The 12519-nt window shown below is 59.4% G+C and carries 13 protein-coding genes; 3 read left to right on the top strand and 10 right to left on the bottom strand.

From position 1 onward, the window contains the following. Positions 1-113: 113 nt before the first annotated feature. Positions 114-1673 (bottom strand): AmpG family muropeptide MFS transporter, encoded by a 1560-nt coding sequence (locus tag ACM6IV_RS18220; RefSeq protein ID WP_414871052.1) that lies wholly within the window; start codon positions 1671-1673, stop codon positions 114-116. Positions 1674-1716: 43 nt separating this feature from the next. Beyond that, on the bottom strand, positions 1717-2070 hold the full coding sequence (locus tag ACM6IV_RS18225; RefSeq protein ID WP_414871053.1) for an MGMT family protein: 354 nt from the start codon (positions 2068-2070) through the stop codon (positions 1717-1719). Between the two features lie 164 nt (positions 2071-2234). Between ACM6IV_RS18225 and ACM6IV_RS18230 the strand changes: the two genes are divergently transcribed. Beyond that, positions 2235-3242: a DUF481 domain-containing protein gene (locus ACM6IV_RS18230; protein ID WP_414871054.1), complete on the top strand. Its 1008-nt coding sequence runs from the start codon at positions 2235-2237 to the stop codon at positions 3240-3242. 118 nt (positions 3243-3360) lie between these two features. On the opposite strand, the gene ACM6IV_RS18235 is transcribed toward ACM6IV_RS18230, so the two are convergent. Further along, positions 3361-3570, bottom strand: coding sequence for a cold-shock protein (locus tag ACM6IV_RS18235; protein ID WP_002554837.1), 210 nt, complete (start codon positions 3568-3570; stop codon positions 3361-3363). Positions 3571-3923: 353 nt separating this feature from the next. On the opposite strand from ACM6IV_RS18235, the gene dcd reads away from it, so the two are divergent. Beyond that, on the top strand, positions 3924-4490 hold the full coding sequence (dcd, locus tag ACM6IV_RS18240) for a dCTP deaminase (RefSeq protein ID WP_122600782.1): 567 nt from the start codon (positions 3924-3926) through the stop codon (positions 4488-4490). A 107-nt stretch (positions 4491-4597) separates the two neighbouring features. Beyond that, positions 4598-4807: a hypothetical protein gene (locus ACM6IV_RS18245; RefSeq protein ID WP_007918615.1), complete on the top strand. Its 210-nt coding sequence runs from the start codon at positions 4598-4600 to the stop codon at positions 4805-4807. A gap of 45 nt (positions 4808-4852) precedes the next feature. Here the strand turns inward: ACM6IV_RS18245 and pdeM are convergent, their stop codons facing one another. The 7 genes from pdeM to ACM6IV_RS18280 all read right to left on the bottom strand — a co-directional run bounded on the left by pdeM (position 4853) and on the right by ACM6IV_RS18280 (position 12391). Continuing rightward, positions 4853-5509, bottom strand: coding sequence for a ligase-associated DNA damage response endonuclease PdeM (gene pdeM / locus ACM6IV_RS18250; RefSeq protein ID WP_414871055.1), 657 nt, complete (start codon positions 5507-5509; stop codon positions 4853-4855). Then, positions 5506-7995, bottom strand: coding sequence for a ligase-associated DNA damage response DEXH box helicase (locus ACM6IV_RS18255; RefSeq protein ID WP_414871056.1), 2490 nt, complete (start codon positions 7993-7995; stop codon positions 5506-5508). Before ACM6IV_RS18255 ends, pdeM begins: the two co-directional genes overlap by 4 nt. 195 nt (positions 7996-8190) lie before the next feature. Further along, a complete protein-coding gene (locus ACM6IV_RS18260) occupies positions 8191-8955 on the bottom strand; it encodes an ABC transporter ATP-binding protein (RefSeq protein ID WP_007918612.1) in 765 nt (254 codons plus the stop codon). A 13-nt stretch (positions 8956-8968) separates the two neighbouring features. Next, positions 8969-10087 carry a succinylglutamate desuccinylase/aspartoacylase family protein gene (locus ACM6IV_RS18265; protein ID WP_414871057.1) on the bottom strand — a complete coding sequence of 373 codons (1119 nt, stop codon included), beginning with the start codon at positions 10085-10087 and terminating at the stop codon, positions 8969-8971. A gap of 28 nt (positions 10088-10115) precedes the next feature. Beyond that, positions 10116-10826, bottom strand: coding sequence for an ABC transporter permease (locus ACM6IV_RS18270; protein WP_007918610.1), 711 nt, complete (start codon positions 10824-10826; stop codon positions 10116-10118). Further along, a complete protein-coding gene (locus tag ACM6IV_RS18275; RefSeq protein ID WP_007918609.1) occupies positions 10823-11551 on the bottom strand; it encodes an ABC transporter permease in 729 nt (242 codons plus the stop codon). Before ACM6IV_RS18275 ends, ACM6IV_RS18270 begins: the two co-directional genes overlap by 4 nt. A gap of 57 nt (positions 11552-11608) precedes the next feature. Next, entirely contained in the window at positions 11609-12391 is a 783-nt protein-coding gene (locus ACM6IV_RS18280) for a transporter substrate-binding domain-containing protein (protein ID WP_414871058.1), read from the bottom strand. Between the last annotated feature and the right edge of the window lie 128 nt (positions 12392-12519).

A 12519-nucleotide genomic window follows, 5' to 3' on the forward strand; every position in this document is an offset into this window, starting at 1 on the left:
TTGCTATGACTGGAAATGACGGAGCAGTGTACCGGCGAGTTTTGCTGACGTACAGGCGTGCGGCCGGTGGTGGGTTCCAACAGCAGGATTCCTCCCGCCGTTGGCGAAACGTCTTACGATTCTTCTGTGACCGGTGTCGGTATAGGCTCGGGCTTTGGTGTCGGGCCTTCGCGGCGGCTTTCCTGGAACCAGTGCAGGGCGATCAGCAGCAGCGTCGGCACACCGAGCAGGGCGGTGATCAGGAAGAAGCTGTGGTAACCGAACTTCTCCACCAGGACGCCGGAATAGCCGCCCATCAGGCGCGGCAACAGCAGCATGATCGAGCTGAGCAGCGCGTATTGCGTGGCCGAGAACTTCAGGTTGGTCAGGCTCGACAGGTAGGCCACGAACGCCGACGTCGCCAGGCCCGAGCTGAAGTTGTCGAGGGAAATGGTCACCACCAGCATCTGCAGGTTCGGGCCCATGTCCGCAAGCATGACGAACAGCAGGTTGGTGGCTGCGGAGGCCGCGCCGCCGATGAACAGAATCGGCAGGATGCCGAAGCGCACGATCAGCAGGCCGCCCATGCCGGCGCCGACCAGCGTCATGATCAGACCGAAGATCTTGCTGACACTGGCAATCTGATCCTTGGTAAAACCCTGGTCGATGTAGAACACGTTGGCCATGACGCCCATCACCGTGTCCGACATCCGATAGGTGGCGATCAGCCCAAGCAACAGCAGCGCTTGCCAGCGATAGCGCAGAATGAAGTCGTTGACCGGCGTCAGCACTGGTGCGAGGCCGCGACGGCCCATGGTCGACAGGCACAGGCCGGTGAGCAGCGTATAGAGAATGGCGCGCAGGAAAGCGCGGTCTTCGAGCAGCAGGTCGAGCGGGCTCATGTCACCGAACAGCACGCTGGCGAAATCGGTGTTGTAGAGCTGGGTGAACATCGCCGGTACCGAGACCAGCAACACGATTAGCACAAACACCGACATCAGTTGATGCATGAAGGTGTAGCGCCCGGCCTGCAGTTGCGTGCGCAATGGCACCGGCGGCTCGCGCATGAACAGCGTGGTCAGTAGCGCGGGAATCATCAATGCGCCGAACAGCGCGTACGTGCCGGCCCAGGCCGAATGCTTGTAGTTGAACCCGGTAGATCCGAAGCCCTCAGCAAAGAACAGTGCGCCAGCGGTGGCCAGCAGCGCCGCTACGCGATACCCGGACATATAACTGGCGGCGAGGGCGGCCTGGCGGTTGTCTTCGGCGATTTCCAGGCGATAGGCATCCACCGCGATATCCTGGGTGGCGGAAGCGAAGGCGACGACGACGGCAATCGCGATCAGCCAGGACAGATGCTTCTGCGGATCACAGAAGCCCATGCCGATCAGGCCAAGGATCACCAGCGCTTGCGAGAGCACCAGCCACGAACGGCGACGGCCGAGCTTGCCCAGCAACGGCAGGCGCCATTGGTCGAGCAGCGGTGACCAGACCCATTTGAACGCGTAGGCGAGGCCGATCAGGCTGGCGTAGCCGATGGTTTCACGGGCAACACCAGCTTCACGCAGCCAGACGGAAAGCGTAGAAAACACCAGCATGTACGGCAGGCCGGCGGCGAAACCGAGCAACAACAGCACGAGCGTCGAAGGACTGGCATAAGCGGCTAGCGCGGCGCGCCAGGTTTTACGGGGCATGGGCTGAAGTCTGCCTCAAGATTGCGAAAACAAAGCGCGCACTCTAACCGCTGTGCTCTACCGGACGCCAGCCATGGCGCTGAATATCCACACGATTATTCCGGACGGTGATGCCTTCCATGCGCAATCGGGCCCGTTGTTCATCGCCCGAGGGGCTGCCCGCCGGCAAGCTGATCCGACCGCCGGCGCCCAGTACACGGTGCCACGGCAGTTTTGTATCGCCGGGCAACTGACTCAAGGTGCGGCCAACCCAGCGGGCGGCGCGCCCCAACCCGGCCAGCTCAGCCAGTTGACCATAGCTGACGACTTTGCCTTCCGGCACCTGGGCAAGCGTTGAGTAGAGCGCCGTGCGTCGGATTTGCGCATCGTTTTCAACACTATCGAGCGGGTCTGTCACGTACGCGGTTCCTGAGCCTGAACAGTTTGATGGCGTTCAGAGTAATTCGTGATCGCGCAATTGAGAAATGAACTCATCGGAAATCGTCCGGTCAGTCCTTGTCAGGGTCTTATTCCTACGGATAATGCCGATCTTTTTCGCAAACTTGAGCCTTCGATTCGCTTATGTTGTCCAGATCCTTGCTGTGCCTTGCTGTTTTCAGTGCGTCTACGCCCCTGCTTGCTGACACCGTCTGGTTGAAGAACGGTGACAAGTTGAGCGGCACCATCACCGTGTTCGATGGCGGCAAGCTGTTGATCCAGACCAAATACGCCGGTGCAGTCACCATTGACTGGAAAGAGGTCAAGACGCTGGACAGCGATCAGCACTTGCTGGTCAAGCAGGATGCCTACACCGGTGAAGTGTCCAAATCGCTGACGGCTGCTGAAGACGGCAAGGTCACCCTGGCCAATGGTGAGGCGCCGAAAACCGTCGAGCTGGCGAGCATTCAGCAGATTCTCAAACCGAAACCGGTGGTCGAGGATCTGGTCTGGAAGGGCAATGTCGACCTGGCGCTGGACTATCAGCGCGCCGAGAAAGATACCGATGATTACGATGTCGGCTTCAAGACCACGGCACGTCATGGTCGCTGGCGTCATACCGCCGAAGGCGAATACAACCGTGAAGTGCAGGACGCTGAAACCACCACCAACAACTGGCGTGCTGAATACGCACTCGACCGCTTCCTGACTGATAAATGGTTCTGGCAGGGTCGTCTGAATTACAAGCGCGATCACATCGAAGAGCTGGCGCGTCAGCGCGTGGTCGGTACCGGTCCTGGCTACCAGTTCTGGGATGATGAGCTGGGCGCATTCTCGCTGGGCTCGCTGCTTAACCGCACCGACTATGAATACCGCGATGGCAGCAAGGACAACTTCTACTCTGTCGCCATGAAGTGGGATTACAACCGTTACCTGATTGGCAAGAAGGTCGAGTTCTTCACCAATGGTGAAGTGGGCAAGCCGCTGTCCGGTGTTGCCGATTACGCGCTGGATGCCGAATTGGGGTTGCGCTACAAGGTCACGGATTGGGCCTCGCTCAATCTCAAGGCCGAGCGCGACATTATCAGCGGCACCAACGATGCGGATCTGAACAAGACCCGTTATACCGCCGGGTTTGGCGTGGCCTGGTAAGGCATCCAGAAAAAATCGCAGCCCTCGCAGGCTGCGATTTTTTTTGCCTGTACAAAACAGACGCCCACAAAAAAGCCCCGCTTTTAAGGGCGGGGCTCTTTTCTAAAGAAGCTACAAGTTAGATAACTTGTACTTCTTCAGCTTGCATGCCTTTCTGACCGCGGGTAGCGATGAAAGAAACCTGTTGGCCTTCTTTCAGGCTTTTGAAGCCGTCGGATTGGATAGCTTTGAAGTGAACGAACAGGTCGTCACCGGATTGTGGAGTGATGAAGCCGAAGCCTTTTTCATCGTTGAACCACTTAACGGTACCGGTTTGGCGATTAGACATGGTGTAACTCCTTGAACAAAGATAACTGCGACGCAGGAAGAACCCTGGCCGAGACTGAGTGCAAAGAGCAGGAAAAATTCTTGTAGATGGTTGGATCGAAATTCAACATATCGTGTAGAGATTCTCAGTGACACAAGCAGCACAGTGGCGCCACCTTAACCCTTTTTCCGGAACGTGCCAATGCTTCTTGCGAAGGTTTCTGTGTTTTCGGGATCGGCGGTGTGACTGTTCGTCGTCAGAGCCGGTATTTCCTGCGTGTTCGCCGAGAATTGCACCCTGCACTTTGAACCCGGCGGCGCGCCCGGTAAGATGCCGGACAGAATTTTTCCACCTCGCTATTCAGGACACCCGCCATGAGCATCAAATCGGACAAGTGGATTCGCCGCATGGCGCAGGAACAGGGCATGATCGAGCCGTTCGTCGAGCGTCAGGTGCGCGGCAGCGATGACAGCCGGGTGATCTCCTACGGTGTGTCGAGCTACGGCTACGATGTGCGTTGCACCAACCACTTCAAGGTGTTCACCAACATCAACTCGTCCATCGTCGACCCGAAAAATTTCGACCCGGGCAGCTTCGTCGACGTCCACAGCGACGTCTGCATCATCCCGCCGAACTCCTTCGCTCTGGCCAGCACCGTCGAATATTTCCGCATTCCGCGCAACGTGCTGACCATCTGCCTGGGTAAAAGCACCTACGCGCGTTGCGGCATCATCGTTAACGTCACCCCGCTCGAGCCGGAGTGGGAAGGTCACGTGACGCTGGAGTTCTCCAACACCACTAACCTGCCGGCGAAGATCTATGCCAACGAAGGCGTGGCACAGATGCTGTTCCTTGAATCCGACGAGCAATGCGAAGTTTCCTACAAGGATCGCGGCGGCAAGTATCAGGGCCAGCGTGGCGTGACCTTGCCGCGCACCTGATCCGTCCATCCGACAGATCGCGGGAATTCTTTGGCGGGCAGACACTCTATGGGGTGTACTGCCCGTTTTTGCTTTCGGCAAAACGGGCCTTCGCCGAGGAGTGCCCTATGAAGATCGATCCGCAAATCACTGCCGAACTGGCAAGGCTCGAGCCCAATCAGATTGGCGTATTGGCCTGGTCCTTGTTGGCGCATCCGCCACTGAGCATGGCCGGCGGAATTCCCGGACAGCCCGATCCCGATACCCCCAACGAACAACCCACCGAGCCGGGCGAGCCGACCCTTCCGGACGAGCCGCCACCGGCACCGGTCGCCTGATTGACGTTGAAATGAATGGCCAGTCAGCTGAGGTCTGCAAAGACTTCAGCTGACTGGCCATATTTCGTTGTCGCCGATGACGAAAATCCTGCAGGTTTCCTCCCTCTCGACCGGATATCCACCGGTGAAGGCGCCGAAAGCCGGCAGCAGACTGATGCGTTCGCTGAGCCTGAAACACGCCAGACGCAAGCTTTGTCGACCCTTGCCATGCAGCCGGTAGACAGGATGCACATGACCGGCCAGCACATGTCTTTCAGGGTGCGGATCCGGTTCATGTTGCAAGGCGAATGGTCCGATCAGCAGCGGTTCGGGCACGACGCGGATATTCAGCGATTCAGGCGGATCGCCCGCCCGTTTGTCGTGGTTGCCACGGATCAGTGTCATCGGCAGATCAGCGTGACGCGCACGCCATTCGGCCAGTTCCCGCAAAGTCCCTACGGCATGCGAGCCGGGCCCATGCAGAAAATCACCGAGGAATATCAGCTGCCGGCAGGGCAGTTTCGCCAGCAGTCGATCAATCACCGCGATATTGCTCGCCGTGGTTCCTTGTGGGACCGGTTGACCGAGGCTGCGATAAGCGGCAGCTTTGCCGAAGTGCACATCGGCAATCAGCAAGGCCTGTTGTGCCGGCCAGTACAGCGCCTTTTCCGGCAGCAACCAGAGGTCTTCACCCGCGAGCCGCACAGGATACGGCGCGCTCATCGGGATTTGCCTGTGTCGGCGGATTTCTCCAGATCGCCGACCATCCGTCTGATGCGGTCAGCCAGTTTCTCAGAGCTCATGCTTTCGCGCATGCGTTCCACCAGCAGTGGAAACCCCAGTGGTGTAGGACGTTTTATCTGATGCACGTCGAGTTTCATCCGATTGATGTGTTCCAGTGTCTGTTCCAGACGTTGAATATCCAACTCTTCTCGTAAGACTTCTTCCCCGGCCTGGGCCAGCAACAGGTTGTCGGCGTCGTATTGTTTGAACACTTCGAAGAACAGACCGCTGGATGCCTGTACCTGCCGGGTGCTTTTCGGCGCACCGGGGTAACCGGCGAAGACCAGACCGGCAATCCGGGCAATTTCACGGAAGCGCCGCAGCGCCAATTCACCCGCGTTGAGGCTGGCCAGCACATCCTTCAACAGGTGATCGGCATTGAACAGTTGTGCATTCAAATACTCGGTCCAATCGACGGGCGTAGCGCTGAGCAATTCCAGGCCGTAATCATTCACCGCAATCGAGAAGGTCACGGGCTGGCGCTGGCTGACACGCCAGGCCAGCAGGCTCGCCAGCCCCAGATGCACCTGGCGCCCGGCAAACGGGTAGAGGAACAGGTGCCAGCCTTCGCGGGATTTCAGCACTTCGGCCAAGAGGTTTTCGGCGGTGGGCAAGCCAGACCAACGCAGCTGCGTTTCCAGTAACGGCCGCAGTGCCTGCATTTCCGGCCCGACAAACTCACCCTGCGCGGCCGCGCTGAAACGACTGACGACGGCGGTGGCGAGTTCATTGGATAGGGGCATTCGCCCGCCGTTCCAGCGCGGCACGGCGGCTTTTTTCGCGGTGCTGCGTTTGACATAAGCGGTCATGTTTTCCACCCGCACCAACTCCAGCAAACGGCCGGCGAAGAGAAAACCGTCACCGGGTTTGAGCCGCGCGATAAATCCTTCCTCGACGCTGCCCAATTGCTTGCCACCACCGCCCTTGCTCCAGAATTTCAGATGGATGCTCGCGTCGCTGACGATGGTGCCGATGCTCATGCGATGGCGCCGCGCCAGGCGTGCATCCGGCACCCGCCAGACGCCTTGCTCGTCCGGCTCGACGCGACGGTAATCCGGATAGGCTGTCAGAGACATCCCGCCATGACGTACGAAAGCCAGCGCCCAGCTCCAATCGGCGAGTGTCAGGTCGCGATAGGCCCAGGCGCCGCGGACTTCTTCGTACAACTCATCGGGTAAAAATCCTCCACCCAACGCCATGCTGACCAAATGCTGCACCAGCACATCCAGCGGTTTGTGCGGTGACTGGCGTGGTTCGATGCGTCGTTGCTCCACGGCATCACGGGCGGCAGCGGCTTCAATCAGCTCAAGGCTGTGAGTCGGCACCAGAGTCACCCGCGATGTGCGTCCCGGTGCATGGCCCGAGCGCCCGGCGCGTTGCATCAGACGCGCGACGCCTTTGGCCGAGCCGATTTGCAGCACTCGCTCGACCGGCAGGAAATCCACACCCAGATCCAGACTCGAAGTGCAAACCACGGCTTTTAAATGTCCGTCCTTCAAGGCCTGTTCCACCCAGTCACGGGTATCGCGAGACAGTGAGCTGTGATGCAAAGCGATCAACCCGGCCCAGTCCGGCCGTGCTTCCAGCAATGCCTGATACCAGATTTCCGACTGCGCCCGAGTATTGGTGAATACCAAAGTGCTGGCGCAGGCATCCAGTTCAGCAACCACCTGCGGCAACATCTTCAGACCGATGTGTCCAGCCCATGGAAAACGCTCGATGGCCGGTGGGAGGAGGGTGTCGACCTTCAGCGTTTTTTCGCTTTGCCCCTGAATGCTTATGCCGCCGCCCCGTGGGATCAGCACTTGTTCGGCGTGGGATTGATTACCGAGGGTGGCCGACACGCCCCAGACGATCAGCTCCGATTGCCAATGCCGCAGGCGGGCCAGGGCCAGTTGCAGTTGCACGCCGCGCTTGTTGCCCAGCAGTTCGTGCCATTCATCGACGACGATCATGCGCAGGCTCGCCAGCGCCACCTGCGCATCGGCACGAGCGAGCAACAGGGTCAGGCTTTCCGGGGTGGTGATCAGTGTGGTCGGCAGGCGTCGGCTCTGCCGGGCGCGCTCGCTGTTGCTGGTGTCGCCGGTGCGCAGGCCGATGCTCCACGGGATCTGTAGATCATCGACTGGCGTTTGCAGGGCGCGTGCGGTATCGGCGGCGAGGGCGCGCATGGGCGTGATCCACAGCACGGTCAGCGGTTCGGCCGGTGGTTTGCGCTTGCGTGGGCTTTCAACGACGGCGGCGGGTTTGGCAAAGCGATTGAGCGCGGCGAACCACACTGCATAGGTTTTACCAGCGCCGGTGCTGGCATGAAGCAGACCGGATTCGCCGTTCTTGACGGCTGCCCAGACCTGTTTCTGAAAGGCGAACGGCTTCCAGCCGCGGGCGCTGAACCAGATTTTTGCGAGGTCGGAGGATTTCGCCATGCGGGCTGCGCGCGCTCTGGAGGTGTTCTTCCAGTGACCATGCGGCAGGTCGACAAGTTTGATTTTTCAAGCTGGCACGGTGTGCTTTTTGTGGGAGCGGGCTTGCTCGCGAAGGTGTTGTGTCAGCCAATAATGGTGAACTGAAACACCGCTTTCGCGAGCAAGCCCGCTCCCACAGGGGGATTGTGTACGGCGTTATTTCAGGTTGCCGCTGAGGAATTGCTTGAGGCGTTCGCTTTTCGGGTTGCCGAGCACTTCTTCGGGGGCGCCTTCTTCTTCCACCAACCCCTGATGCAGAAACAGCACCTGGCTGGAAACCTTGCGGGCGAAACTCATTTCGTGGGTCACCATAATCATGGTCCGGCCTTCTTCGGCCAGCCCCTGAATCACCTTCAACACTTCCCCGACCAATTCCGGATCGAGCGCCGAGGTCGGTTCATCGAACAGCATCACCTCCGGCTCCATCGCCAGCGCCCGGGCAATCGCCACGCGCTGTTGCTGACCGCCAGAAAGAAACGCCGGGTATTGATCCGCCACCCGCGCCGGCAAGCCGACCTTGTCCAGATAGCGCCGCGCACGGTCGTCGGCTTCCTGTTTGCTGCAACCCAGCACTCGGCGCGGGGCCATGGTGATATTTTCCAGCACGGTCATGTGGCTCCACAGGTTGAAATGCTGGAACACCATCGCCAGCCGCGTGCGCAGGCGCTGCAGTTCATCGGCGTCGGCAACGTGCATGCCGTGGCGGTCGGTAACCATGCGGATCGCCTGGCCATCAAGGCTCATGGCGCCATCGTTGGGTTGTTCGAGAAAGTTGATGCAGCGCAAAAAGGTGCTTTTGCCCGAGCCGCTGGCGCCGATCAGGCTGATCACGTCGCCGGTCTTGGCCTTGAGCGAAACCCCTTTGAGCACCTGATGGTCGCCATAGCTTTTATGCAGGCCTTCAACGGTCAGTTTGTACATGGGACAGACATCCTCAAGGCGAAAGTAGGTAACCGCTGCGATAGGCTTCAGCGCCCGCGACGTGGGCGATGACCATGCCGGCAGTGGCCATGCGTCGTAGCGAACGGGCGTACATCACGCCGGCGCTAGTGCAATGAATAGGGGTGACCCGGTCGTGGATCGGGTCAATGATTTCCGCGATCTGTTGCCCGGCTTCGAGGTATTGCCCCGCGGTGGCGGTGTACACCAGCAGGCCGCCGACCGGGGTGGTCACCGGTTCCACACCGGCCAGCGGCGTGGCAGGGAACGGCAACGGTGGTTGCGGTTTGGTCTCGCCGACGATCGCATCGGATTGGATCAGATAATCGATCAGCGCCTGGCAGTCGCGGCTGGCCAGCGGATGAGTAACGTCGCCCTGGCCGCGCAACTCGACGGTCACCGAGAAACTGCCCAGCGGAATCTCGAAGTGTTCGCCGAAGCGCTCTTTCAATTGCCACCACAGCAGGGTGAAGCATTCGTCAAACGACTGACCGCCGGAGTCGGTGGCCAGCAGGCTCGCCTGGGCTTCGATATAGCGTGCCAACGGTTCGACCTGCGGCCACGCTTCGGGCGTGGTGTAGAGGTGCACCACCGACTCGAAATCGCAGTGCAAGTCCAGCACCATGTCCGCATCGCAGGCCAGCCGTTGCAGGGTCAGGCGCTGGGATTGCAGTTGCGTGCTGGCGGTTTGGCGGGCGAGGGCGTTGCGCAGATGCGTGCGGATCAGTTCGAGGTTGTGCTGCGGATCGTCGTTCAGCTTGCCCTCGATGGCGTTGCCGATTTCCTCGCTGAGGTCGACGAACCAGCGGTTGAAATTTTGCCCGCTCTCGAGTTCGTAGCGGCCCAGCGGCACGTCCATCAGCACTTGTTCGAGGCCGACCGGGTTGGCCACCGGCACCAGCACGATTTGGCTGCGCAGGCGCCCGGCGGCTTCCAGCTCGGCCAGACGCTGCTTGAGGTGCCAGGCGACGAGCATGCCGGGCAGTTCATCGGCATGCAGCGAGGACTGGATGTAGACCTTGCCTTTGGCCTGCTCCGGGCCAAAGTGAAAACTGTGGATCTGTCGTGCGGTCCCCGGCAGCGGGGCCAGCAAGTCATGAATCAGGTGGCGCATTTTTTATCTCTTTATTCCCGAGCGGGGCCTAGTGAGTCGGCCCGAGGAAGGCCAGCCATCGGCGTTCGGCAAGGCGGAACAGGCCGACCAGCGCAAAAGTAATGGTCAAGTAGATCAGCGCGGCGATGCCGAACGACTGAAAGGTCAGGAAGGTCGCCGAGTTGGCGTCCCGCGCAACTTTCAGGATGTCGGGGATGGTCGCGGTGAAGGCCACGGTGGTCGAGTGCAGCATCAGAATCACCTCGTTGCTGTAATACGGCAACGAACGGCGCAGCGCCGATGGCATGATCACGTAGGCATACAACTTCCAGCCAGTCAGGCCGTAGGCCTTGGCCGCTTCGACTTCGCCGTGGTTCATGCTGCGAATCGCCCCGGCGAAAATCTCCGTGGTGTAGGCGCAGGTGTTCAGGGCGAAGGCGAGGATTGTGCAGTTCATCGCATCGCGAAAGAAACTGTCGAGCAGCGGCTGCGCCCGCACGGCGGCCAGGCTGTAAATCCCGGTGTAGCAGATCAGCAACTGGATATACAACGGCGTGCCACGGAACAGGTAGGTGTAGAACTGCACCGGCCAGCGAATGTAGAAGTGCGGCGAAACCCGCGCGATCGACAACGGGATCGATACAAGGAAACCAAAGAAGATCGAGGCGCTGAGCAGCCACATCGTCATCGCCAGCCCAGTGATGTTCTGGCCGTCGGTATAAAGGAAGGCGCGCCAGTATTCCTGCAGGAGTTCGATCATCGTACGGCCTCCCGGGCACCGGCGGCGTAGCGACGTTCAAGCCAACGCAGAATGAAGTTCGAGGCACTGGTGATCAGCAGGTAGATCAACGCGGCGAGGACCAGAAAGTAAAACAGTTGATAAGTGCTTTTACCGGCGTCCTGCGCAGCTTTGACCAGGTCGGCCAGGCCGATGATCGACACCAGCGCAGTGGCCTTGAGCATCACCATCCAGTTGTTACCGATGCCGGGCAGGGCGAAGCGCATCATTTGCGGAAACACCACGAAGCGAAAGCGCTGGCCGCGTTTGAGGCCATACGCGGTGGCGGCTTCGACCTGACCGCGCGGCACGGCGAGGATCGCGCCACGGAAGGTTTCAGTGAAATACGCGCCATAGATGAAGCCGAGGGTCAGCACCCCGGCGCTGAACGGGTCGATTTCGATGTATTCCCATTCCAGGTAATCGGTCAGGGACGTCAGCCAGGTTTGCAGGCTGTAGAAGATCAGCAGCATCAGCACCAGATCCGGCACGCCGCGAATCAGCGTGGTGTAGAGCTGCGCGGGCAGGCGCACCAGTTTGACTTTTGACAGCTTGGCACTGGCGCCCAGCAGACCGAGCAGCACGGCCACCAGCAGCGACAAGGCCGATAATTTGATGGTCATCCAGGTGCCTTCCAACAGCAACGGGCCAAAACCCTTGAGGCTGAAGGCGGAGAGCCCCAGATTTTGTAAGAGGTTTTCGAACATAAATCAGCAACCTGAGCGGATGGAAAAGGCGCCCATCGAGTGATGGGCGCCGGGGCATTATTTGCCGCTGTACAGATTCAGATCGCCAAAGTGTTTCTTTTGAATCTCGGCATATTTGCCGTCGTCGTGTAACGCTTTGATACCTTTATCTAAAAGCGCTTTCAGCTCAGTGTTACCTTTCTTAATACCGACAGCGGTCTTGGCTGGCAGCAATTCGCTGTCGACTGGCTTGCTGACGTCATAGTCAGCGCCCTGTGGCGACTTCAAAAAGCCCAGTTCGGCTTGCAGCATGTCCTGGATACCGGCGTCGAGACGGCCGGAAGTCAGGTCGGAGTACACCTGATCCTGGTTCTGATAGGCCTGGGTTTTCACGCCGGCCTTGTCCAGCACGGCTTTGGCGTAGGCTTCCTGAATCGTGCCTTGCTCGTAGCCGACGGTTTTGCCCTTCAAAGACGTGACGTCTGCGGTGATGCCGGAACCTTTTTTGAACACATAAGCAGTCGGGCCGGAGAACAGCTCGCTGGAGAAATCGATGACTTTCTCGCGGGCCGGGGTCACGGTCATCGACGAGATCACGCCGTCGAATTTGTTGGCCTTGAGGCCCGGAATCATGCCGTCGAAGTCACTTTCGACCCACTTGCACTTGACCTTCAGTTCGGCGCAGATCGCGTTGCCCAGGTCGATATCGAAGCCCACCAGGCTGCCGTCGGCCGCTTTCGACTCGAACGGTGCGTACGAAGGGTCAACGCCAAAGCGCAGCTCTTTGTATTCCTTGGCCAGCGCGGAGCCGGCGGCCATGCACAACGCCAGTGCAGAAAGGGTCAGCAATGCTTTTTTCATTATTCAATCCCTAAGAACCAATATGAGCGCTTGTGGCGCAGAATTATTGTTACTGGAACGCGTACGACCTATAGAAAGTAGCAATTTCCGAACCAGAGTCCCGAACAAGTGTTTTAAAAGGTTGGGCG

Source organism: Pseudomonas sp. IT-347P, assembly GCF_949768005.1.
Lineage (GTDB): Bacteria > Pseudomonadota > Gammaproteobacteria > Pseudomonadales > Pseudomonadaceae > Aquipseudomonas.

Excerpts from the sequence above, each read along its gene's own strand:
- ACM6IV_RS18230 (WP_414871054.1), top strand. The coding sequence starts at position 2,235 with ATGTTGTCCAGATCCTTGCTGTGCCTTGCTGTTTTCAGTGCGTCTACG.
- ACM6IV_RS18280 (WP_414871058.1), bottom strand. The coding sequence starts at position 12,391 with ATGAAAAAAGCATTGCTGACCCTTTCTGCACTGGCGTTGTGCATGGCC.
- dcd (WP_122600782.1), top strand. The coding sequence starts at position 3,924 with ATGAGCATCAAATCGGACAAGTGGATTCGCCGCATGGCGCAGGAACAG.
- ACM6IV_RS18220 (WP_414871052.1), bottom strand. The coding sequence starts at position 1,673 with ATGCCCCGTAAAACCTGGCGCGCCGCGCTAGCCGCTTATGCCAGTCCT.
- ACM6IV_RS18235 (WP_002554837.1), bottom strand. The coding sequence starts at position 3,570 with ATGTCTAATCGCCAAACCGGTACCGTTAAGTGGTTCAACGATGAAAAA.
- ACM6IV_RS18275 (WP_007918609.1), bottom strand. The coding sequence starts at position 11,551 with ATGTTCGAAAACCTCTTACAAAATCTGGGGCTCTCCGCCTTCAGCCTC.
- ACM6IV_RS18260 (WP_007918612.1), bottom strand. The coding sequence starts at position 8,955 with ATGTACAAACTGACCGTTGAAGGCCTGCATAAAAGCTATGGCGACCAT.
- ACM6IV_RS18265 (WP_414871057.1), bottom strand. The coding sequence starts at position 10,087 with ATGCGCCACCTGATTCATGACTTGCTGGCCCCGCTGCCGGGGACCGCA.
- ACM6IV_RS18245 (WP_007918615.1), top strand. The coding sequence starts at position 4,598 with ATGAAGATCGATCCGCAAATCACTGCCGAACTGGCAAGGCTCGAGCCC.
- pdeM (WP_414871055.1), bottom strand. The coding sequence starts at position 5,509 with ATGAGCGCGCCGTATCCTGTGCGGCTCGCGGGTGAAGACCTCTGGTTG.
- ACM6IV_RS18270 (WP_007918610.1), bottom strand. The coding sequence starts at position 10,826 with ATGATCGAACTCCTGCAGGAATACTGGCGCGCCTTCCTTTATACCGAC.
- ACM6IV_RS18255 (WP_414871056.1), bottom strand. The coding sequence starts at position 7,995 with ATGGCGAAATCCTCCGACCTCGCAAAAATCTGGTTCAGCGCCCGCGGC.